Source organism: Pseudomonas sp. GW822-FHT03F08, assembly GCF_058801265.1.
Window position 1 is genome coordinate 55,279 of record NZ_JBXANC010000015.1, and the last position, 21,034, is coordinate 76,312.

At 60.8% G+C, this 21,034-nt stretch carries 23 protein-coding genes, 1 pseudogene and 1 riboswitch; of the genes and pseudogenes, 12 read left to right on the forward strand and 12 right to left on the reverse strand.

The window, feature by feature from the left end:
- Nucleotides 1-25: 25 nt before the first annotated feature.
- Together AC1RME_RS28365 and upp are read right to left on the reverse strand one after the other, a co-directional pair.
- Nucleotides 26-1,300 carry a uracil-xanthine permease family protein gene (locus AC1RME_RS28365; RefSeq protein ID WP_096822768.1) on the reverse strand — a complete coding sequence of 425 codons (1,275 nt, stop codon included), beginning with the start codon at nucleotides 1,298-1,300 and terminating at the stop codon, nucleotides 26-28.
- Between the two features lie 2 nt (nucleotides 1,301-1,302).
- Complete coding sequence (gene upp, locus AC1RME_RS28370; RefSeq protein WP_007951682.1) at nucleotides 1,303-1,941, reverse strand: uracil phosphoribosyltransferase; 639 nt, start codon at nucleotides 1,939-1,941, stop codon at nucleotides 1,303-1,305.
- A gap of 165 nt (nucleotides 1,942-2,106) precedes the next feature.
- Between upp and AC1RME_RS28375 the strand changes: the two genes are divergently transcribed.
- From AC1RME_RS28375 to AC1RME_RS28385, 3 genes are all read left to right on the forward strand, one after another.
- Nucleotides 2,107-2,664 carry a hypoxanthine-guanine phosphoribosyltransferase gene (locus tag AC1RME_RS28375; RefSeq protein WP_096822770.1) on the forward strand — a complete coding sequence of 186 codons (558 nt, stop codon included), beginning with the start codon at nucleotides 2,107-2,109 and terminating at the stop codon, nucleotides 2,662-2,664.
- An 88-nt stretch (nucleotides 2,665-2,752) separates the two neighbouring features.
- Nucleotides 2,753-3,232, forward strand: a complete 480-nt coding sequence (locus AC1RME_RS28380; RefSeq protein WP_096822771.1) for a hypothetical protein — start codon at nucleotides 2,753-2,755, stop codon at nucleotides 3,230-3,232.
- Nucleotides 3,233-3,295: 63 nt separating this feature from the next.
- Nucleotides 3,296-3,583: a PA4642 family protein gene (locus AC1RME_RS28385; protein WP_007951679.1), complete on the forward strand. Its 288-nt coding sequence runs from the start codon at nucleotides 3,296-3,298 to the stop codon at nucleotides 3,581-3,583.
- 75 nt (nucleotides 3,584-3,658) lie between these two features.
- Here the strand turns inward: AC1RME_RS28385 and mqo are convergent, their stop codons facing one another.
- Both mqo and AC1RME_RS28395 read right to left on the reverse strand, forming a co-directional pair.
- The gene (gene mqo / locus AC1RME_RS28390) at nucleotides 3,659-5,167 is read right to left on the reverse strand and encodes a malate dehydrogenase (quinone) (RefSeq protein WP_096822772.1); all 1,509 of its coding nucleotides are present in this window, start codon (nucleotides 5,165-5,167) and stop codon (nucleotides 3,659-3,661) included.
- A 737-nt stretch (nucleotides 5,168-5,904) separates the two neighbouring features.
- Complete coding sequence (locus tag AC1RME_RS28395; RefSeq protein WP_096822773.1) at nucleotides 5,905-6,138, reverse strand: hypothetical protein; 234 nt, start codon at nucleotides 6,136-6,138, stop codon at nucleotides 5,905-5,907.
- A gap of 191 nt (nucleotides 6,139-6,329) precedes the next feature.
- Between AC1RME_RS28395 and AC1RME_RS28400 the strand changes: the two genes are divergently transcribed.
- Entirely contained in the window at nucleotides 6,330-6,914 is a 585-nt protein-coding gene (locus AC1RME_RS28400) for a YajG family lipoprotein (RefSeq protein WP_096822774.1), read from the forward strand.
- 56 nt (nucleotides 6,915-6,970) lie between these two features.
- Here AC1RME_RS28400 and AC1RME_RS28405 read toward each other — a convergent pair whose 3' ends face one another.
- Nucleotides 6,971-7,177 carry a hypothetical protein gene (locus tag AC1RME_RS28405; RefSeq protein WP_039766399.1) on the reverse strand — a complete coding sequence of 69 codons (207 nt, stop codon included), beginning with the start codon at nucleotides 7,175-7,177 and terminating at the stop codon, nucleotides 6,971-6,973.
- A gap of 193 nt (nucleotides 7,178-7,370) precedes the next feature.
- Here AC1RME_RS28405 and AC1RME_RS28410 point away from each other — a divergent pair, with 193 nt between their 5' ends.
- Nucleotides 7,371-7,649, forward strand: coding sequence for a hypothetical protein (locus AC1RME_RS28410; RefSeq protein WP_096822775.1), 279 nt, complete (start codon nucleotides 7,371-7,373; stop codon nucleotides 7,647-7,649).
- A 49-nt stretch (nucleotides 7,650-7,698) separates the two neighbouring features.
- Here AC1RME_RS28410 and AC1RME_RS28415 read toward each other — a convergent pair whose 3' ends face one another.
- Nucleotides 7,699-8,862, reverse strand: a complete 1,164-nt coding sequence (locus AC1RME_RS28415; RefSeq protein ID WP_176504904.1) for a 1-acyl-sn-glycerol-3-phosphate acyltransferase — start codon at nucleotides 8,860-8,862, stop codon at nucleotides 7,699-7,701.
- A 142-nt stretch (nucleotides 8,863-9,004) separates the two neighbouring features.
- Between AC1RME_RS28415 and AC1RME_RS28420 the strand changes: the two genes are divergently transcribed.
- The 3 genes from AC1RME_RS28420 to AC1RME_RS28430 are packed head-to-tail and all read left to right on the forward strand — an operon-like array spanning nucleotide 9,005 to nucleotide 10,117.
- On the forward strand, nucleotides 9,005-9,187 hold the full coding sequence (locus tag AC1RME_RS28420) for a CPXCG motif-containing cysteine-rich protein (protein ID WP_096822777.1): 183 nt from the start codon (nucleotides 9,005-9,007) through the stop codon (nucleotides 9,185-9,187).
- Nucleotides 9,188-9,196: 9 nt separating this feature from the next.
- A complete protein-coding gene (locus AC1RME_RS28425; RefSeq protein ID WP_085709319.1) occupies nucleotides 9,197-9,457 on the forward strand; it encodes a putative signal transducing protein in 261 nt (86 codons plus the stop codon).
- 36 nt (nucleotides 9,458-9,493) lie between these two features.
- A complete protein-coding gene (locus tag AC1RME_RS28430; protein WP_096822778.1) occupies nucleotides 9,494-10,117 on the forward strand; it encodes an SOS response-associated peptidase in 624 nt (207 codons plus the stop codon).
- Between the two features lie 4 nt (nucleotides 10,118-10,121).
- On the opposite strand, the gene AC1RME_RS28435 is transcribed toward AC1RME_RS28430, so the two are convergent.
- Together AC1RME_RS28435 and AC1RME_RS28440 are read right to left on the reverse strand one after the other, a co-directional pair.
- On the reverse strand, nucleotides 10,122-10,964 hold the full coding sequence (locus AC1RME_RS28435; RefSeq protein WP_371858319.1) for a methyl-accepting chemotaxis protein: 843 nt from the start codon (nucleotides 10,962-10,964) through the stop codon (nucleotides 10,122-10,124).
- 12 nt (nucleotides 10,965-10,976) lie between these two features.
- Nucleotides 10,977-12,263: pseudogene (locus AC1RME_RS28440) on the reverse strand (methyl-accepting chemotaxis protein); the annotation flags it as partial.
- A 263-nt stretch (nucleotides 12,264-12,526) separates the two neighbouring features.
- Between AC1RME_RS28440 and AC1RME_RS28445 the strand changes: the two are divergent.
- Nucleotides 12,527-13,345, forward strand: coding sequence for a M48 family metallopeptidase (locus AC1RME_RS28445; RefSeq protein WP_096822780.1), 819 nt, complete (start codon nucleotides 12,527-12,529; stop codon nucleotides 13,343-13,345).
- 44 nt (nucleotides 13,346-13,389) lie between these two features.
- Here the strand turns inward: AC1RME_RS28445 and AC1RME_RS28450 are convergent, their stop codons facing one another.
- From AC1RME_RS28450 to AC1RME_RS28460, 3 genes are all read right to left on the reverse strand, one after another.
- Nucleotides 13,390-13,974: a TMEM165/GDT1 family protein gene (locus AC1RME_RS28450; protein ID WP_096822781.1), complete on the reverse strand. Its 585-nt coding sequence runs from the start codon at nucleotides 13,972-13,974 to the stop codon at nucleotides 13,390-13,392.
- Nucleotides 13,975-14,061: 87 nt separating this feature from the next.
- Nucleotides 14,062-14,186, reverse strand: a riboswitch (yybP-ykoY riboswitch).
- 39 nt (nucleotides 14,187-14,225) lie between these two features.
- Nucleotides 14,226-15,224, reverse strand: coding sequence for a methyltransferase (locus tag AC1RME_RS28455; protein ID WP_096822782.1), 999 nt, complete (start codon nucleotides 15,222-15,224; stop codon nucleotides 14,226-14,228).
- 32 nt (nucleotides 15,225-15,256) lie between these two features.
- Nucleotides 15,257-16,222: a 2-hydroxyacid dehydrogenase gene (locus AC1RME_RS28460; RefSeq protein WP_096822783.1), complete on the reverse strand. Its 966-nt coding sequence runs from the start codon at nucleotides 16,220-16,222 to the stop codon at nucleotides 15,257-15,259.
- Between the two features lie 91 nt (nucleotides 16,223-16,313).
- Here AC1RME_RS28460 and AC1RME_RS28465 point away from each other — a divergent pair, with 91 nt between their 5' ends.
- Nucleotides 16,314-16,943, forward strand: a complete 630-nt coding sequence (locus AC1RME_RS28465) for a LysE family translocator (protein ID WP_096822784.1) — start codon at nucleotides 16,314-16,316, stop codon at nucleotides 16,941-16,943.
- Here the strand turns inward: AC1RME_RS28465 and AC1RME_RS28470 are convergent.
- On the reverse strand, nucleotides 16,927-17,700 hold the full coding sequence (locus AC1RME_RS28470; protein ID WP_096822794.1) for an AraC family transcriptional regulator: 774 nt from the start codon (nucleotides 17,698-17,700) through the stop codon (nucleotides 16,927-16,929). The genes AC1RME_RS28465 and AC1RME_RS28470 overlap by 17 nt on opposite strands.
- A gap of 84 nt (nucleotides 17,701-17,784) precedes the next feature.
- Between AC1RME_RS28470 and AC1RME_RS28475 the strand changes: the two genes are divergently transcribed.
- The gene (locus tag AC1RME_RS28475; RefSeq protein ID WP_096822793.1) at nucleotides 17,785-18,969 is read left to right on the forward strand and encodes an MFS transporter; all 1,185 of its coding nucleotides are present in this window, start codon (nucleotides 17,785-17,787) and stop codon (nucleotides 18,967-18,969) included.
- Between the two features lie 147 nt (nucleotides 18,970-19,116).
- Nucleotides 19,117-20,799: a fatty acid--CoA ligase gene (locus AC1RME_RS28480; protein ID WP_096822785.1), complete on the forward strand. Its 1,683-nt coding sequence runs from the start codon at nucleotides 19,117-19,119 to the stop codon at nucleotides 20,797-20,799.
- Nucleotides 20,800-21,034 lie beyond the last annotated feature (235 nt).

A 21,034-nucleotide genomic window follows, 5' to 3' on the forward strand; every position in this document is an offset into this window, starting at 1 on the left:
CGTGGGAACGACCAACGCTCAAGGCTTAGAGCAGCGGCTCATCCGCCTTCTTGTGTTTCCAGCTGTCGTTGCCCGGCAGGATCAGGTTCAGCGCAATCGCCACCACCGCGCACAGCGCGATGCCTTTGAGGCCGAAGTCATCCGGACCGGTGCCGGTGCCGACCAGCACACCGCCAATCCCGAACACCAGCGTGACGGAAACGATCACCAGATTGCGCGCCTCGCCCAGATCGATCTTGTGACGGATCAGGGTGTTCATCCCCACCGCCGCGATCGAACCGAACAACAGGCACAGAATCCCGCCCATCACCGGCACCGGAATGCTTTGCAACAGGGCACCGAACTTGCCGATGAACGCCAGGCTGATGGCGAAGATCGCCGCCCAGGTCATGATTTTCGGGTTGTAGTTCTTGGTCAGCATCACCGCGCCAGTCACTTCGGCGTAGGTGGTGTTGGGCGGACCGCCGAACAGGCCGGCGGCCGTGGTGGCGATACCGTCACCCAGCAGGGTGCGATGCAGGCCCGGTTTCTTCAGGTAGTCGCGACCGGTCACGCTGCCGACGGCAATCACGCCGCCGATGTGCTCGATGGCCGGGGCCAGCGCCACCGGGACAATGAACAGGATCGCCTGCCAGTTGAACTCGGGCGCAGTGAAGTGAGGGATCGCAAACCACGGGGCTGCCGCAATCTTCGCGGTGTCGACGACACCGAAATAGAAGGACATGGCGAAACCCACCAGCACGCCGGAAATGATCGGTACCAGGCGGAAGATGCCTTTGCCGAACACCGCCACGATCAACGTGGTCAGCAATGCCGGCATCGAGATCATCATCGCGGTCTGGTAATGGATCAGCTCCGAACCGTCACCGGCCTTGCCCATCGCCATGTTCGCGGCAATCGGCGCCATGGCCAGGCCAATGGAAATGATCACCGGACCGATCACCACCGGCGGCAGCAGACGGTCGATGAACCCGGTGCCTTTGATCTTCACGGCCAGGCCAAGGAAGGTGTAGACGAAACCGGCCGCCATCACGCCGCCCATGGTCGCGGCGAGGCCGAACTGGCCCTTGGCGAGAATGATCGGGGTGATGAAGGCAAAGCTCGACGCCAGGAACACCGGCACCTGACGCCCGGTGACGATCTGGAACAGAATCGTCCCAAGACCTGCGGTAAACAGTGCCACGTTCGGGTCAAGACCCGTGATCAGCGGCATCAGCACCAGGGCGCCGAAAGCCACGAACAGCATCTGTGCGCCGGACAGCACCGTGCGCCAGAGCGGATCGTTGAACTCTTGCTGCATGGTTACGCGTCCTTCTGCTTGGTGCCGAAGATCTTGTCACCGGCATCGCCAAGCCCAGGAATGATGTAACCGTGCTCGTTGAGTTTCTGATCGATGGACGCGGTGTAGATGATCACGTCCGGGTGAGCTTTCTCGACAGCGGCAATGCCTTCCGGCGCGGCAACCAGCACCATCGCGCGGATGTCCTTGCAACCGGCCTTTTTCAGCAGGTCGATGGTCGCAACCATGGAACTGCCGGTGGCGAGCATCGGGTCGATGATCATGGCCAGGCGTTCGTCGATTTCCGGAACCAGTTTTTCCAGATAGGTGTGGGCCTGCAGGGTTTCTTCGTTACGGGCAACGCCGACGGCGCTGACCTTGGCGCCCGGGATCAGGCTCAGCACGCCTTCGAGCATGCCGATGCCGGCACGCAGGATCGGCACGACGGTAATCTTCTTGCCGGCGATTTTCTCGACCGACACAGTGCCGCACCAACCTTCGATATCGTAGGTTTCCAGCGGCAGGTCTTTGGTAGCTTCATAGGTCAACAGGGCACCGACTTCCTGAGCGAGCTCGCGGAAATTCTTGGTGCTGATGTCTGCACGGCGCATAAGGCCAAGTTTGTGACGGATCAGCGGATGGCGGATCTCTTGGATGGACATGGGGAAAGGCTCCGGCGGCGGGCAAAAAAACCGGCCTAGATTAATCTATCCGAGGGTGATGTCCTATAGGACATACAGTACGTTAGTCCACAAATGCTTGATTCGGCCGTGCGGGATGCGTACCTTTGCCCGCTTTTCCGAAACAGACCCCCCTTGGAGAGCGCCATGTCCGCTGATCTCGAGCATATCCGTCAAATCATGCGAGAGGCTGACTGCCTGTACACCGAAGCTGAAGTCGAGGCTGCCATTGCCCGCGTCGGTGCACAAATCAACGAACAACTGGCCGAGAGCAACCCGGTGGTGTTCTGTGTGATGAACGGCGGGCTGATTTTCTCCGGCAAGCTGCTGACCCATCTGCAGTTCCCGCTGGAAGCGTCCTACCTGCACGCCACCCGCTATCGCAACGAAACCAGCGGCGGCGACCTGTTCTGGAAAGCCAAGCCGGAAGTCTCGTTCATCGACCGCGACGTGCTGATCATCGACGACATCCTCGACGAAGGTCACACCCTGGGCGCGATCATCGACTTCTGCAAACACGCTGGCGCGCGCAAAGTGCACACCGCCGTGCTGATCGACAAGGACCACGACCGCAAGGCCCGTCCTGACCTGAAAGCCGATTTCGTCGGCCTGCCGTGCGTCGACCGTTACATCTTCGGTTACGGCATGGACTACAAAGGCTACTGGCGCAACGCCAACGGGATCTTCGCCGTCAAAGGCATGTAAGAATCCCCTGAAAGATCGCAGCCCCTGGCTGCGATCTTTTGCTTTTAAAGACTGCTAAAGTGCTCGGCCCCGCCCTCCGGAGCCTGTCATGAGCCTCTTGATCCGCAGCTGCGCCGCCCTGTTGCTGACCCTCAGCCTGCCCCTGGCCGCCGCCCCGATGCACAGCCAATTCCTGCCGCCCGACGACCTCACTCTGCGCGATGCCGAACCCGAGCAGCAGCAACTGTTGCAGGTCACCGACTATTCCGTGGTGGTCGGTGCCCAGCGTCAGTCCAATCAGCAGCCGATTCCGGTCACCTCGCCGTTGATGATCCGCCTCAAGGGCAAGTCGCTGAACAAGGGCGCGACGATCAACCAGGTACTGGTCAGTTTTGACGGCGAAAGCAAAAGCCTGAAAAAACCGGTGTATGACGACAAGAGCAAGACCCTGACGCTCTTCTATCCGTTGGCCCAGTACCGGGTGGTGATCGATCTGTTGCGCAACGAAACGGTGTACGTGCAGTTCCTGACCTACGCCAACGGCCACATCTGGGCCGATCTGCACACCGGCAGCACGCGTGCGCGTTGAGCCCTGTGCCCGGGCGGGGGTAAACTGCCCGCCCCGTGAAATGTCTGCGAGCTGGAGTCGGCAATGCGTAAAGATAAGAAGCAAGTGATTGGTGACGAGATCGGCGATGAGCAGATCAAGCTGTTCCTCGATTTTGAGCCGGTCGACGCCACCTCGCCGTCGCTGCACAAACTGGTCAAGGCCTACCGTGGCCTGCGCATCGACGATTTCGAGCGCTTCCTGACCTTCTTCGTTGCCGCCGGTTATGACGTGGATGGTAAAGACGAGCACGGCAAGACCTTCGTCGACCAGATCCGCGATCAACGCAACGCACCGGAATACATCGAGCTGATCGAGAAGGCCCGCGGCTGATTGCCCGCGGTTTTCCCGAGGCATAAAAAAACGCCCCGCACTCACTGAGTGCGGGGCGTTTTTCATGGAGCCGAATCAGGCGTAGCTTTCGGTCTCGTTACTGGCTGCAACCAGTTCCAGCGCGACGTTGTTGTGCGCGTTGATCTTGCGATACAGCGCAGCGTCGGTTTCCAGGACCTTTTCACGGGCCGGGAAGATTTCCGCCAGTTTGGCAGCCCACTCACCCTTGGCCTTGGCCGGGAAGCATTTCTCGATCAGTTCCAGCATGATCGAAACGGTCACCGAAGCACCTGGCGAAGCGCCGAGCAGGGCGGCGAGGGAGCCGTCCTTCGCGGCCACCAGTTCGGTACCGAACTGCAGGATGCCGCCTTTTTTCGGGTCTTTCTTGATGATCTGCACCCGTTGGCCGGCCACTTCCAGGCGCCAGTCTTCGGCTTTCGCCTCGGGGTAGAAACGACGCAGGGATTCCAGACGCTGTTCCATCGACTGCATCACTTCGCTGACCAGGTACTTGGTCAGGTCCATGTTGTTCTTCGCCACGGCCAGCATCGGGCCGATGTTGCCGGCGCGAACCGACAGCGGCAGGTCCATGAAGGAGCCGTGCTTGAGGAACTTGGTGGTGAAACCGGCGTATGGCCCGAACAGCAGGGACTTCTTGCCATCGACCACGCGGGTGTCCAGGTGCGGCACCGACATCGGTGGCGAACCTACCGCAGCCTGGCTGTAGACCTTGGCCTGGTGATGCTTGACCACTTCCGGGTTGTCGCAACGCAGCCACTGGCCGCTGATCGGGAAGCCACCGAAGCCTTTGCTTTCTTCGATGCCCGAGGCTTGCAGCAGCGGCAGGGCCGCGCCACCGGCGCCAAGGAAAACGAATTTGGCGTCGACTTCGCGGCTGCTGCCACTGTTGACGTCCTTGATGCTGACGGTCCAACCGTTGCCGTTACGCTTCAGCCCGGTCACGCGCTTGCAGTACTTGACCTGGGCATCCGGTGCGCTGGTCAGGTGCTTGAGCAACTGATTGGTCAGCGCGCCGAAGTTGACGTCGGTGCCATTGATCACGCGAGTGGCGGCGAGCACCTGGTCTTTCGGACGGCCCGGCATCATCAATGGCATCCACTCGGCCATCTTCGCCTTGTCTTCGGTGTATTCCATGTCGGCGAAGGCGTGGTGCTTGTGCAGCACGTTGAAGCGTTCCTTGAGGAATGAAACGCCTTTTTCGCCTTCGACGTAGCTCAGGTGCGGCACCGGGCTGATGAAGGATTTGCACGAGCCGAACGTGCCTTTCCTGGTCAGGTACGACCAGAACTGCTTCGACACCTCGAACTGGGTGTTGATGTGCACGGCTTTCTTGATGTCGACGGTGCCGTCGGCAGCCTGCGGCGTGTAGTTCAGCTCGCACAGGCCGGCGTGGCCGGTACCGGCGTTGTTCCACGGGTTGGAACTCTCCGCGGCACCGGAATCCATCAGCTCGACGACTTCCAGCTTGATCGCCGGGTCGAGCTCTTTGAGCAGGACTGCAAGGGTGGCACTCATGATGCCGGCCCCAACCAGAACTACGTCGACTGCTTCGTTATGCGCCATTTAACGCGTCTCCAAAATCTGCAGCACCAAATTGTCGGCATGGCTGCCAGGTATCCGGGGCAGGTCAGTGGCGCCCCAGGAACCCATGGCCAGGTTTGCCATGTCCGAATCTTCGCAATTTTTCGCAACTTCGACGGATGCGTGCGGCCTGGCTTCAAGAGTCACATGAACTCATTTCAGCACGGGGCTGGCAATTCGACTTATGGTCGAGACATCCGTTTGTGCAACCAAATCCGTAGCGGACAGGCTTCAGGCTCCGGTATTCGAGGCGTACCCGTTCCTGTGTCGTTGGGCTGTTTCAGACGCTAATGGTGCATGTTCAGACGCAAAACTATTCATTTGCTCGCCACACTCTTGTGAAGTTGTGAAAACCCGTTTTTTTCACGCTCTTTTGAAGACGTGAACCTCAAAAAAGGGCTGTCCGGGCCAGGCACCGTGCCCGGAAGGATTGCCGCCACGCGATACATGGGCAGGCAAAACGGGCAAACAACTCAGTGACCGAGCGTCATGACAGCTCTGCAGATTCGCGAAAAGCGGGGATTTGCCAGGGAAACAGCAAGCACGCCAGCTTCACTCGATCTGTGTGGGCGGCTCTCTGTGGGCGATTTTGATGCCAATGCAAGCGCATTGACGCTGTTGCGGGGCCCGATCAGGAGACGTCCTTATAATCGGGGGGAGATTGTATCGAAGAAATGCGGGGAGTTGGTCGAGTTTAATGACTTTTATTAGGCATCCGGTCAGATGCTCAACATCGCCTGGGCGCGTGCGCGAGGGCGGTGCTGTTCGACCCGGGCGCTGGCAGGCAGAGGCTGGTGCAACCAGTTGAGGCGGATTTCCTCGATTTCGACCCAACCGTCACCCATTGGCTGCAGGCTGCACTGTTTGAAAGCCTGGCAATGGCCTTTGTGGTCGAGCAGGGCGAAGCTGCGGTGCAGCGGACGTGGAGCGAACAACGAGATCAGATAGCGCATGGTGTGTGTTCCTTCTGGAGATCTGTGACGAAGATTGTCAAAAGACCGTGAAGCGAACATGTAAGGGCGGTGAACAATCTGTGACAGGAACCGCGTGCGCCGGGGTTTGTCAGAGATTTCAGTGCTGGTGACCCGCTGTGGCCCACCGCTATACTGCGGGCCTGTCTGTGCCTGATTCTGGAGAGAAGAGCATGTTGCAACGCCTGTTGTTCGGTTTGATCACTGTGACCAGTTTGACCCTGGTTGGCTGCGCCCACAGCCCGCAACAACTGAGCCCGGAACCGAAGCTGACCACTCAGCTGGCACCGGTCGGCCACGGCCAGCCTGTCGTGGTCCGCGTGGTCGACGGTCGTCCGTCGCCAACCCTGGGCACCCGCGGTGGCCTGTACCCGGAAACCAGCGCCATCACCGTACAGCGCGAGCAGATCCTGCCGAAGTTGCAGGCTCAGGCCGAAGCGGCCGTGCGTCTGCTGGGCTTTACCCCGTCCAACGGTGCGATGAATGCTCCACAACTGACCGTGACCCTGACTGAACTGAAATACCAGTCGCCGAAAGAAGGCATGTACGTGACCGAGGCCACCATCGGCGCGACCTTCCGTTCCGATGTGCAGAGCGGCAACCGTCGCTACAGCGGCCGTTACGGCGCGTCGCTGGACCAGCGTTTCGGCATGGCGCCGAATCAGGAAACCAACACCAAACTGGTCAGCGATGTGCTGAGCGATGCGCTGACCCGTCTGTTCAAGGATCCGACCGTGGGTCAGATTCTCGCTGAATAAGTTTTCGGTTGATGTGAAAAAGCCCGGGGCCAGTGATGGTCCCGGGCTTTTTTTGTTCAGGCGGCTTGTGAATAGAAGTCGAGAACGCTGACGCCGGTCAGCAGGTCGGTCTCGGGCAAGTCCGCATGCTGGTGCCCGCCAAGGGCGCAATACACCAGCCAGTGACGGTCCTGAACATTGAAGGCCAGGCTGCCGACGAGGGTCTGTTGTTCGTCGGACGGGGAGATGAGGTACAGGCGATCCTGGTTTTCCGCGTGAAGCATGTCGCATTCCGTTTACGTTTCGAGGCGCGCAGGGTGGCCGAAACAAATGACGATGCCGTGACACAGGACAGCCATCGGTCGATTGCTGCGTTATTTGTCGTAAAGGGTAGGGCTGCGAGGGAGGGTTTCGGTAGAATCCGCGCCGCGGTCGTCGGTCTGGCGTTCGCCATTCCGGTTTAGATTGAGGTCTGTGATGTCGCTGCACTTGATGACGCTGTTTACCGCCCATCCCGCCAAACTGATCAACCTGCTGGCCCTGCTGTTGGCTTTCCCGGGCAGTTGGCTGCTGCACGCGACCCGTCGCCGTGAACAACGAGCGATGGCCAGTATCGCGGCCCAGCGTCAAAGCCGGCCCGATCAGGAGCCAGTGCTGGATTGGGCGACCCTGCGCATGAATCGCTTCTTCTACCGCTTCGGCTTTGCCTGTCTGGGCCTGGCGTTGCTGGTGTCCTGGATCAGTACCCGCTACTGAACGAAAAACGGCGCCCGAAGGCGCCGTTTTTGTATCCGGCCGAAACCGCTTACAGCGGCAAACCAGCCTTGACCCGGTACTGATTGCGCACCGGCGTCGCATATTGCAGCACCAGATACGGACGGTGCTCCTCAGGGCAGGCGTCCAACCGGTTCTGCCATTCTTCCTGGGCCTTGGCCAGTTCCTCGGCGCCGAACACCTCGGTAGCCTTCGGCACATTCAGTTGCGGATCAGCATCCGCCCACTGCGCGTACGCCAGGTAATGCACCGGGAACAACCGGTAGCCGCCGAGAATCTGCTTGTCCATCTCGACTGCCAATTGCTTGGTGTCTTCGAACAATTCGCTGATCGGCGCGGCAAAGTTCACGTGCACCCGACCCTTGTAGCCGGTGATGCCCTTGGCGATGCTCACGTCATCCTCGCCCGGCGCCTTGCTGTAGGTGCCGGTGGTGGCGCGGATGTACAGCTCGCGGGCCTTGGCCTGGTCGCACGGGTCGTATTCGTAGCTGATCGACACCGGGGTCAGGTTCAGCGACTGGATAACCTCGCCGAACGGCTCGTCCTTGCGGCTCATGTGGAACATCTTGAGGATCGCCGACTCGGTACGGTCGTCGCCGTCCTTCGCGCGGCCTTCGGCCTGGGCGATCCAGATCGAGGCGCAATCGTTGCGGATCGAGTGGTTGATGTAGGCCGACAGCAGTTGGTACGCCGCCATTTTCTCGCGGCGCCCGGTGATCGAACGGTGAACGATGAAGCTCTTGTTCAAGCGCATCAGGTCGCTGACGAACGGTTTTTGCAGCAGGTTGTCGCCAATCGCGATGCGCGGGGTCGGCAGGCCGGCGTGGTACACCGCATAGTTGACGAAAGCCGGGTCCATCACGATGTCGCGGTGGTTGGCGATGAACAGATAAGCGCTGCCGGACTTGAATTGCTCGACACCAGTGTAGGTCACGCCGTCGGTGGCGCGCTCGATGGTGTGGTCGACGTAGAACTCGACCTTATCCTGCAAAGTGGCCACCGACGTCACGTCGGCGAACTCACGACGCAGCCGATGGGCTATAAGTGGTTTGAGCATCCAGCCGAAGGCACCGGCGAAACGCGGGAAGCGGAAGTGGGTGAGGATATCTAGAAACGCCTTGTCGCCGAGCAGTCTTGCCAGTACCGCAGGTACTTCGCTGTCGTCGTAAGGTCGGATGGCATCGAATTCGCCCATCATGCTCTCTTGTTGGAAACGGCTAGGGTAAGTAAAGGTTTTGATCGAAAACCAACGGGGCACGGTCTGAAAAAGTAGCCAGACAAAAATAGCCCTGCAAATAGACCGGCGATTATACGCACAAGTCACCCGGGAGACCGCGATGCTGGAAAGCGCAGTATATGAATGTCCGTATTGTGGTGAAGAGGTCGAGACGTCCGTGGATCTGTCGGGGGGCGATCAGACCTATATCGAAGACTGTCAGGTGTGTTGCCGGCCGATCACCTTTGTCCTGCAGGTCGATGGTCAGGACTGGTTTCTGGAAGTCTTCAGCGAAAACGAGTGAGGTGCGCCCATGCAGCGAATCTACGAGCCGGAAAACCTGATGGAAGGCGAGATGCTCAAGGGCATGCTTGCCAGCGAAGGCATCGAGGCGCATCTGGTCGGTCGCGATTTGCTCGGTGGCACGGGCGAGCTGCCGATCTTCGGTTTGCTCGGATTGTCGGTCGAGAACGATCAGGCCGAATACGCCCGCGAGCTGATCAGCGCGTACAATGCCGCGCTGCCGCTGCCCGGCGATGAACCGGAGAGCTTCCCCGGTACGCTGGTCTGTTAGGCTGGCGTTCGTTTTATTCTTGAGTCGTACTGCCCCATGTGTGGACGTTATGCCCTGTTTCGCTGGAACCGCGACTTCGCGGCGCTGCCAGGTTTTCCCGCCGATCAGTTGGCGCAGTGGAACATTTCCCCCAACGATTCGGTATTGATGCTGCGCGCCGAAGCCGATGGCCAGCGCACGCTGGCCCGCGCCCGTTGGGGGCTGACGCCGCCGTGGCTGACCGATCTGTCGCGTACCCCGGCCCATGCCCGGGCCGAAACCGTCGCCGAACAACCGATGTTCCGCGAAGCCCTGCGCCTGCGCCGTTGCCTTCTGCCGGCCAACGGCTTCTATGAATGGCGCGGCACCACGCGCAAGCGTCCGTACTGGCTGACGCCAGGGGAAGGTTCTTCACTGTTTTTTGCGGCGATCTGGGAGGCGTATCCGGTGCAGGAGCAGGTCTGGCTCAGCACTGCGGTGATCACTCAACCGGCGGCCAGTCAGCGCCGGCCGTTGATTCTCGATGAAGCGGGGCAGGCGGCATGGCTCGATCCCGAGACGCCGCTGCATGTCCTGCAAGGCCTGCTCGCCAGTGAACCCGCCGCCTTGCGCGAGCGGGTGCTGGCGAACATGGTCAATGATCCGAAGCTCAACGGGCCGGAGTGCCTGACTCCGGCCTGATTGATCAGACCTTGAACTGATTGATCAACCGCCGCTGCTGCTCCGCCAGTTTGGTCAGGTCCGCACTCGCCGAACTGGACTCGTCCGCACCTCCGGCCACTTCATTCGCCACCTGACCGATGTTGATCACGTTGCGGTTGATGTCGTCGGCCACCGCGCTCTGTTCCTCGGCGGCGCTGGCGATCTGGGTGTTCATGTCGTTGATCACCGACACCGCCTGGGTGATGGTCTCCAGCGCTTCGGCTGCCTTGGCCGCGTGCTGCACGCTTTCGTCGGTGCGGTTCTGGCTGTCTTCCATGACCCGCACCACGTCGCGGGTGCCTTGTTGCAGTTGCTGGATCATGCTCTGGATTTCTTCGGTAGCCTTCTGGGTTTTCTGCGCCAGGTTGCGCACCTCGTCGGCCACCACGGCAAATCCGCGACCCTGCTCACCGGCACGGGCAGCCTCGATGGCCGCGTTGAGGGCCAGCAGGTTGGTCTGCTCGGCGATCCCGCGAATGGCGATGAGGATCGCGTTGATGTTTTCGCTGTCCTTGGCCAGCGTCTGCACCACGTCCACCGCCTTGCTGATTTCCACAGCCAGCACGCCAATCGAATTCGACGTGTCGCGCACGATCTGCATGCCTTGGCTGGCAGCCTGATCGGCATGGCTGGCGGCTTGCGCGGCCTGGGTCGCGTTGCGCGCCACGTCCTGGGCGGTGGCGGTCATTTCCTGCACGGCGGTGGCAACCTGATCAATCTCGGCCATCTGCTTCTGTATGCCGATATTGGTGCGGATCGCGATGTCCGCCGTGTGCTCCGAGGAATCGCTGACACTTTGTACCGACGACACCACCTGCGTGATCATCGCCTGCAACTTCGCGAGGAAGGTATTGAAGCCTTTGGCGATTGAGCCAAGTTCGTCTTTGCGATCACTGCTCAAACGACGGGTCAGGTCGCCTTCGCCCTGGGCGATGTCATCGAGCATGGTCACCATTTGCTTCAGTGGCCGAGCGATGCCGTGGCCCACCAGCCAGATCACCAACAGGCCGAGGCCGGCGATGATCAGGCCGACCATGGCCATGCCGAAGGTGTCGGATTTGCGCTGGGCGTCGAGGTCACCCTGGAGTTTCTGCAGGTCGGCCATCACTGCGTTGAGCGGCAGTTGCAGCATCAGCGTCCAGCGTGCGTCGGTCTGGCCGATGCCGAATGGCAGGTACAGTTCGATCCGGCCCGAATCCTTATTGACGGTGTAGGTCACTTCACCGCGCTTGAGATTGGCCATGTTGGCAATCTGTTGGGCGTCGAGGATGTCGCTGACCTTCTCGCCGAATTTGCTCGGGTCCTTGGTGTAGGCGACGATCCGGCCGTTGCCGCCGATCAGGGCCATTTGCCCGGCGCCGCTGTACAGTTTCTGGTTCGCGCCCAGGAGCATTTCCTGAATAAAGTTCACCGACAGGTCGGCGCCGACGATGCCCTGGAACGCGCCGTTGAGCATGATCGGTTCAATGAAGGACGCGAGCATGACGATCTTGTCGCCGACCTTGTAGGGCGCCGGATCGATCACGCAGGATTTCCTGGTTTCTTTCGAGCACAGGTAGTACTCGCTGGCGCGCACGCCGGTGGACAGGACTTTCTGGTCGTCGACGTCCACCAGTTTGTCCAGGCCGAGGGTGCCGTCCTCGTTGCGGAACCACCACGGCAGGAAGCGCCCGTTGGCGGCGTCGATGCCGACCACGCTGGTGCCGACGTAAGCCGCGTCATTGTGGTCCAGTGCGTTCTTTTCCCAGCCGATGTAGGTGCCGAGAATCTTTGGGTTTTTCTCGACGTTTTCCTTGATCAGGCTGATCAGTTGCTCGCGGCTGACGGTCAGTCGTGGCTGACCATCGGCGCCGGGCGTGCCGAGCAGGGCGTTGACCCGCACCAGTCCGCCGGCAATCAGCAGCGGCGCTTCCAGCTCGCGCTGGATCTGGCTGACCTGGGTCTGTGCCAGCGAGGTCAGGCGTTGTTCGATGACTTGCTCGAACTGGGCCTGGGTCCGTTGTTGAACCATCTCCTGGGTGCGGGCGCCGGAAAACAGCGCATACAGCACCAACGCAGCCACCACGCTGAGAACGATGGCGCCGGCCAGGGCCGCCACGGAAAACTGGATCGACTTGAATTTCATGGAAGCTCCGCACGCAAGAGGACATCTGCGCTGCTGTATCGGCAGCCACTATTGCGCCATGAGGCGAAGTGCGAGCAATTGACGGTGGATGTCGCAAATGGATCAGTGCGCGACGCAGTTGCAGAGGGCTTGTCGGTGGATGTGAATTTTTTCCTACAGGGCTGAGGAGTGTCTTCTGAAAACAGGTGCATCACGTCTGTTGTATCTGGCGTCGATACAATTACCCGCCTAGGATACGCGGCATGTTTTCAGGGAGCTTTTGAATGAACAAGACTTTGGTTGTAAGTGCACTGAGCGCGGCGCTGTTGCTGGCCGGTTGTCAGTCGGTCAATACCACCAGCGGCGGTGCCGTGGGCGTGGAACGCAAGCAGTACATGTTCAGCATGCTGTCCTCGCAAGAGGTCGACCAGATGTATGCCCAGTCCTATCAGAAGACCGTTGGCGAGGCGTCCAGCAAAGGTGTGCTGGACAAGACCAGCAACGAAGCCAAGCGGGTTCAGGCGATTGCCAACCGTCTGATCGCCCAGGCGCCGAACTTCCGTCCGGATGCCGCGCAGTGGCAGTGGGAAGTGAACCTGATCAAGAGTGACGAGCTCAACGCCAACTGCGGCCCTGGCGGCAAGATCATTTTCTACACCGGGCTGATCGACAGCCTGAAACTGACCGACGATGAAATCGCCGCGGTCATGGGTCATGAAATCGCCCACGCCCTGCGCGAGCACGGTCGTGAAGCAATGTCCAAGGCCTATGGCATCGAGATGGCCAAGCAAGGCGCCGGTGCGTTGCTCGGTCTGGGTCAGGACAGCCTGGCGCTGGCCGACACCGTGGCCAACTACGGGATGACGCTGCCCAACAGCCGTGCCAACGAAAACGAAGCCGACTTGATCGGCCTGGAGCTGGCCGCTCGCGCCGGCTACAACCCGAACGCCGCGATCACCTTGTGGAACAAGATGAGCAAGGCGTCCGAAGGTGCACCGCCAGAGTTCATGAGCACTCACCCGGCATCCTCCAGCCGGATCGCCTCGTTGCAGGCGGCCATTCCGAAGGTCATGCCGCTTTACGAAAAAGCGCCAAAGTCCTGAAACAATGATCGCTCCCGCACTGAGTGTGGGAGCGATCTGCCGGATCAGACCCAGCCGCTGCTCTGCATCGCCTTGTACACCGCGACGATTGCCAGAATCATGAACGCCGAAGCCGCGAGGCGACGGATCAGGGTCAATGGCAATTTGTCTGCGGCAAAGTTACCCGCCAGAACCACTGGTACGTTGGCAATCAACATGCCGAGCGTGGTGCCGATGATCACCAGCCACAGTTCCGGGTATTGCGCGGCCAGCATCACGGTGGCGATCTGGGTCTTGTCGCCGATTTCCGCGAGGAAGAATGCGATCAGGGTGGTCAGGAACGGCCCGAACTTGCGGGCGGTGCTGGCTTCATCGTCGTCCATCTTGTCCGGCACCAGCGTCCACAGGGCGGTGGCGGTGAAGCTCGCGGCGAGAATCCAGTGCAGGACCGCATCGGAGAAGAAGCTGCCGAACCAGGCGCCTACCGCACCGGCTGCCGCGTGGTTGGCCAGGGTCGCAGCGACGATACCGGCAATGATCGGCCAGGGTTTGCGAAAGCGAGCGGCGAGAATCAGCGCGAGCAGTTGCGTCTTGTCGCCGATTTCGGCCAAGGCAACGATTGCGGTGGGAACGAGTAACGAGTCCAGCATCAGGATTTCCTAAGGGGCGGGTCGACACGGCTATGACACGTACAGCCTTCCCGCCCCGGGTAAGGTGTGCGTGTCATAGGTCTTGTCAAACCCTGCGATCCGTCTGCTGCGGACGCTTGGGTCGCATACGCCATGATCTGAGGATCAAGTATGTTGACGTATGCCGGACGAGCATGGCGCTCGTGGGAGACTACTCCCCTAGGACGGAGCGGATTCTGCCTAGGCAGAATCCATTCGGCAAGTGCTAATTTTCAGCCGCGCTTGGCCCGGTAAATCCGGAAACCATTGCCTTCGGCCTTGATCGCACACACGCCCAGATGCTCTTCGATCAGCGGCTGGTACTTCAGGAAACTGTTCGCCACCAGACGCAGTTCGCCACCGTTTTTCAGATGTTTGGCTGCTTTTCGCAGCAAGTTCTCTGTGGCGAAATAGTCGGTGTGTACGCCGACATGGAACGGCGGGTTGCTCAGAATTGCGTTCAATCCCATCGGTGCGGCGTCGATTCCGTCACCGGTCAACACGTCGGCTTCCAGACCGTTGGCTGCCAGAGTCAGGCGACTGCTGGCGGCAGCGAAGGCGTCGACGTCGAGCAACGTGACCTGATTGTGCGGGTAGCGACGTTTGACCGCCGCGCCAAGCACACCGGCACCGCAACCGAAGTCCAGCAGATGACCGCTCGGCAGTTTGTCCAGATGCTCCAGCAGCAGGGCGCTGCCGCGATCCAGTCGGCCATGGCTGAAGACGCCCGGCAGGCTGATGACTTTCAGCGGGCCTTCGGCCAGTGGCAGCTCATAAGTCTGCGCCAGGCTTTCCAGGGATTTAGCTTCTGGAGCGTTGGCCACAGTCACTTGCCACAACTGGCAATGACGCGCGCTGTCGAGCTTGCGCGGCTTGCCGAACGGGTTGAGCTGCTTGGATGCACCTTCGATGCCGCTGCGCTTTTCCCCGACCAGAAACACTTCGCGCCCGGCCAGGCGTGAAGCCACGGCATTGAGGATGTAATCGGTCAAATCCTTGGACTTGGGCAGGAACACCACCGCGCTGTCGAATTCGCGCTCCGGCACGTTGACGCCGAAATGGCTGCGGCCTTCAAAGCGCGCATCGAGCGCCGCCTGATCGCCGGCATGCCAGCACCAGCCAAAGGCGTTGGGCAGGCGCCCGAGCAGATCGTCGGCGGGCAGACCGGCCAACAACAGCGAACCCTGGAATAACTCGACCTGACGAAGCAGTACTTCACTGCGCGGATCCATAACTGCTCCTGTGAAAAAAGTGCCGCAGTTTATCAACTGACGACCCGCAGCGCCTTACCGCTGAAGAACGCCTGGGTGTTTTCGACCAATTGACCCACGATCCGCTGCCGGGCTTCGCGGCTGCCCCAAGCGTTGTGCGGGGTGACGATCAGGCGCGGGATGTCGGCAGCCAGCAGTGGATTGCCATTAGTCGGTGGCTCGACGCTCAGCACATCGGTGGCCGCGCCGCCCAGATGACCGTTGCGCAAGGCATCGGCCAGGGCCTGTTCGTCGATCAGCCCGCCACGGGCGGTGTTGACCACGAAGGCACCGGGTTTCATGGACGCCAGTTCGCGGGCACCGATGAAATGCCGGGTGTGTTCATTGAGCGGGCAGTGCAGGGTGAGGGCGTCGATCTGTGGCAGCAGTTCTTCCAGCGGCAGGCGATCCGGCCGGGCCGGGCGCCCCGGAATCTGTCCGAGCAGGACGCGCATGCCGAAGGCTTCGGCCAGACGCGCGACCGCGCCGCCGAGTTCGCCATGCCCGAGCAGGCCCAGGGTTTTTCCCTCCAGTTCGACGATCGGATAGTCCAGCAGGCAGAACTGTTTCGCCTGTTGCCAGCGTCCTTCACCGACGGCTTTTTGATAATCGGCCAGGCGCGTGGCGAGGTTGAGCAACAGCATGATCGTGTGTTGCGCCACCGACGGTGTGCCGTAACCCTGGCAGTTGCACACGGTAATTCCCTGGGCGCGGGCGGCGGCCAGATCGACGTTGTTGGTGCCGGTGGCCGTGATCAGGATCAGTTTCAGTTGTGGATTGGCAGCCATGGCTGCGGCATCGATCAGGATCTTGTTGCTGATGGCAACGGTCGCGCCTTGCAGGCGTTCGGCAACCTGCGCAGGCAGTGTCTGGGCGAACAGTTGCAGGTCGCTGAAGCAGGCGCGCAACGGCTCGAGGTCAAGGTCGCCCAGATCCAGGGAAGGGTGATCGAGGAATACGGCGCGGTGGGCGTTCGTCATCAACTGTACCTGTTGTGCTTTGAAGGGAAGGCGTAATCTGCCGAGCCTACCAGATGAAACAAAACGTTACGCTTGGCCGAAAGGAGCCCCCATGTACTGGACCGAGTTCTTGACCGTTGCACTGATCCACCTGCTGGCCGTCGCCAGCCCCGGCCCGGACTTTGCCGTGGTGGTGCGCGAGAGCGTGACCCACGGTCGTCGCGCCGGTACCTGGACGGCACTGGGCGTGGGCACGGCGATTTTCCTGCACGTCGGTTATTCGCTGCTGGGCATCGGCCTGATCGTTTCCCAATCGATCGTGTTGTTCAACGCCCTGAAATGGGCCGCCGCCGCTTACCTGCTGTACATCGGCTTCAAGGCCTTGCGCGCGCAACCGGCACCGGCCGTGACCGACGATTTGCACAAAGAGGCCGGCGAACGCACCGCCCGTGGCGCCTTCACCTCAGGTTTCGTGACCAATGGCCTGAACCCGAAAGCCACGCTGTTCTTCCTGTCGCTGTTCACCGTGGTGATCAACCCGCACACGCCGCTGGCGGTACAGGCCGGTTACGGGCTTTACCTGGCTGCCGCGACCGCCACCTGGTTCTGCCTGGTGGCGATGTTGTTCAGCCAACAGCGCGTGCGCGCCGGTTTCGCCCGCATGGGCCACTGGTTCGACCGCACCATGGGTGCCGTGCTGATCGCCATCGGCGTGAAACTCGCGTTCACCGAGATGCATTGATCGAGCTGAGCTGATTCAGGGCGTTGAGGTACTCCCGGGGATTGTCCCCGAGCAAACGGCGGAACATCGCGCTGAACGCCCGCGCGCTGCCGTAACCCAGATCCCGCGCCACGCTCTGCACGCTGTCCCCGGCGAGCAGGCGGGGCAGGGCTTCCATCAGGCGCAGTTGCTGGCGCCAGGCGTTGAAATTCATCTTCAGTTGTAGCTGGAACAGCCGCGCCAAGGTCCGCGAGCTGGCGCCGACCTGCTGCGCCCAGTCTTCCAGGGTGTTGGGATGATCCGGGGTGCGAAGCAGCGCCAGGCAAATGTTTTGCAGGCGCCGGTCGCCGGGCATCGGGATATGCAGTGGCAGGTTTTCGAGTCCGGCCAGTTCTTCCAGCATCAATTGCTGGATCAGCGGATTGTCGGCGTGGGGCGGGCCCTGCACCGCGCGCAGGATCAGTTCGCGCAGCAACGGCGTCACTGCCAGCACGCAACAGTGTTGCAGGCTGGCTGGCGACAGTTCGGGCGCGATGAACAATGAACGCATTTGCACATCGCCGGACATGAAAATCTCATGGGCGACTTCCGGCGGAATCCACACCGCACGACTCGGCGGAAGCACCCAGGCACCTTGCGCCGTGACCACGCGCATCACCCCGTTCACGGCATAGAGCAATTGCGCCTCGCGGTGCAGGTGCAGCGGCTGGTGCGAGCCGTCCAGATAGTCCCGGGGATAGGCACTGACCGGTCCGTGTTCGAAATGGCTGATCAACATGTCGGATTCGATGACTTGGTTGGCAGGAATGCGCTTTCCGGCCAACTTAGCATGGGCGCTCACTACAACGTAAAGCGTGCCGTCATGAATCAGTCCAGAAACGTCATTCGCTACATCAACGCAGCCCATGTGATCGATCACATGTTCATGCTGATTTTCCCTGCCGCCGTGCTTGGTATGACCCAGGCCTTCGCCCTCGACTACGCCGCGTTGATCGGCTTGTCGCTGGGTGGCTTCATCGCGTTCGGCGCGTGCTCGCTACCGGCTGGCTGGCTGGGCGATCACTGGAGTCGGCGGCGGATGATGCTGGTGTTTTTCTTCGGCATCGGTGCCTCGGCAATCTTCACTGGCTTCAGTAACAGCCCGACGATGCTGGTGCTCGGCCTGACCCTGATCGGCATTTTTGCCGCGATCTATCACCCGGTCGGCACGGCGATGCTGGTGGCCTACGCGCAGAATCGCGGGCGCGAGATCGGTATCAACGGCATGTGGGGCAACCTCGGCGTGGCGTTCTCGGCGCTGGTCACCGGGCTGTTGGTGGCGCAGTTCGGCTGGCGCTCGGCATTTCTGTTACCGGGTGCCGTGGCGATCGTGCTGGGGATCGGTTTTGCCTTGCAGGTGCGCGAGGAGCCGATTCCGAAGCGCCCGCACACCGCGCTCAAGGGTGCCGGCGGCCAGCGTATTTCGATGGTCATGGTGTTTGGTGTGCTGGCGCTGGCCACGGCCACCGGCGGGGTGGTGTTCAACGCCACCACCATGACCTATCCGAAACTGTTTCAGGAGCGGTTGCATGACCTGTTCGCCTCACCGCAAACCCTTGGTGTGGTGGTCAGCCTGGCTTACGCCTTTGGCGCGATTGCGCAGTTGAGCATCGGTCGGGTGTTGCACCGCGTCAGCCTGAAGTGGCCGTTTATCGCGCTGACGTTGTGTCAGGCGCCGTTACTGTTCGCGCTGGCTTATGTCGAGGGCTGGGCGGTGATCGCCGTCGGGGCGGCGTTCATGTTCGTGGTGTTCGGCCAGGTGACGGTGAACGATTCGATGGTCGCCAACTTCGTCGCGCCGCAATGGCAGTCGCGGGTATTTGCCTTGCGTTACTGTTTATCGTTCGGTGCCAGTGCGACGGCGATTCCGCTGATTGCCTATGTCGAACCGCGCCATGGTTTTGTGGGGCTTTACCTGATTCTGGCCGGTTTTGGCGCTTTGACTTTCCTCGCTGCTGTGGTTTTCCCACGCACACCTTCCGAAGCGGCGGTAGGGCAAACGGCCTGATCGGTGACGAATACCGGCAAATGCTGGCGCAAAGCTAGCATTTGTACGGCTCTGCAAATCATTCCTTTGGCTGATTTGGCTGGCGTATAAGGGTTCTAGAGTACAAAACTCCAACGCCAACACCGTGCAGTCAGAAAAGGGATTCTTATGTTGCAGACTCGCGTTATTCCGCCCGCTGAAGGGGCCTACCAGTATCCACTGCTGATTAAACGGCTGCTGATGTCGGGCGCCCGTTACGAGAAAACCCGCGAGATCATCTACCGTGACCAGTTGCGCTACAGCTACCCGACGCTGATCGAACGCGTCGCGCGACTGGCCAACGTACTGACGGCGGCCGGTGTGAAGGCCGGCGATACCGTGGCGGTGATGGACTGGGACAGCCATCGCTACCTGGAGTGCATGTTTGCCATTCCGATGATCGGCGCGGTGATCCACACCATCAACGTGCGCCTGTCCCCGGAACAGATTCTCTACACCATGAATCACGCCGAGGACCGCTTTGTGCTGGTCAACAGCGAGTTCGTCGGGCTGTACCAGGCCATCGCGCCGCACCTTACGACGGTGGAGAAAACCCTGCTGCTGACCGATCTGCCGGAAAAAACCGCGGATCTGCCGAATCTGGTCGGCGAGTACGAACAGTTGCTGGCGGCCGCGAGCCCGCAGTACGACTTCCAGGACTTCGACGAAAACTCGGTCGCCACCACGTTCTACACCACGGGCACCACCGGCAATCCGAAAGGCGTGTACTTCACCCATCGGCAACTGGTGCTGCACACCATGGGCGTGTCGACCATCATGGGCGCCATCGACAGCGTACGGCTGTTGGGCACCAACGACGTGTACATGCCGATCACCCCGATGTTCCATGTGCATGCCTGGGGCCTGCCTTACGTGGCGACCATGCTCGGGCTCAAGCAGGTTTACCCGGGGCGTTACGACCCGGAATTCCTCGTCGAGTTGTGGCGCAAAGAGAAGGTCACCTTCTCCCATTGCGTGCCGACCATCCTGCAAATGCTGCTCAACGCCAAAGGCGCGCAAGGCACTGATTTCGGCGGCTGGAAAATCGTCATCGGCGGCAGCGCGCTCAATCGCACGCTGTACGAAACGGCCAAGAGCAAGGGCATTCAACTGACGGCCGCCTACGGCATGTCGGAAACCGGGCCATTGGTCTCGTGCGCGCATCTGAACGACGAGCTGATGGCGGGCACCGAAGACGAACGCACCACCTACCGGATCAAGGCCGGCGTGCCGGGGCCGTTGGTCGAAGCGGCCATCGTCGACGGCGACGGCAACTTCCTGCCGGCCGATGGCGAAACCCAGGGCGAACTGGTGCTGCGCGCACCGTGGCTGACCGAAGGCTATTTCAACGAACCGCAGAAGGGCGCCGAGCTGTGGGCCGGCGGCTGGCTGCACACCGGCGACGTCGCCACGCTCGACAGCATGGGTGTGATCGACATTCGCGACCGGATCAAGGACGTGATCAAGACCGGTGGCGAATGGATTTCCTCGCTGGACCTCGAAGACCTGATCAGTCGCCACGTCGCGGTACGTGAAGTAGCAGTGGTGGGCATCGCCGATCCGCAGTGGGGCGAGCGCCCGTTTGCCTTGCTGGTGATCCGCGAAGGGCACGCCATCGGGGCCCGTGAGCTCAAGGAACACCTCAAGCCGTTCGTGGAACTGGGGCACCTGAGCAAGTGGGCGATTCCGAGTCAGATCGCCCTTGTTACTGAAATTCCCAAGACCAGTGTCGGCAAGCTCGACAAGAAGCGCATCCGCCTCGACATCACCGAATGGCAGGCCAATAACAGCACCTTCCTCTCGACACTCTGAGTGTCCCCTGGCGCGCCGAAAACGGCGCGCCAGACCCACCAAGCAAGCGCTTGGCTTGTTAAATCCGAATTTTCAGCCATCCTTGCCGTGCCGACATGTGTCGGACTGGCGAAAGGACTGTTCCAGAGTGGCCGGCAGCTGCAAATCACACTTTAGAGGGATCAAGCAGTACCACCTGCTGGCTATAGTCCGCTCAAGGATTTTTAAGAACGGGGCAATGCAACATTGAAGTGAT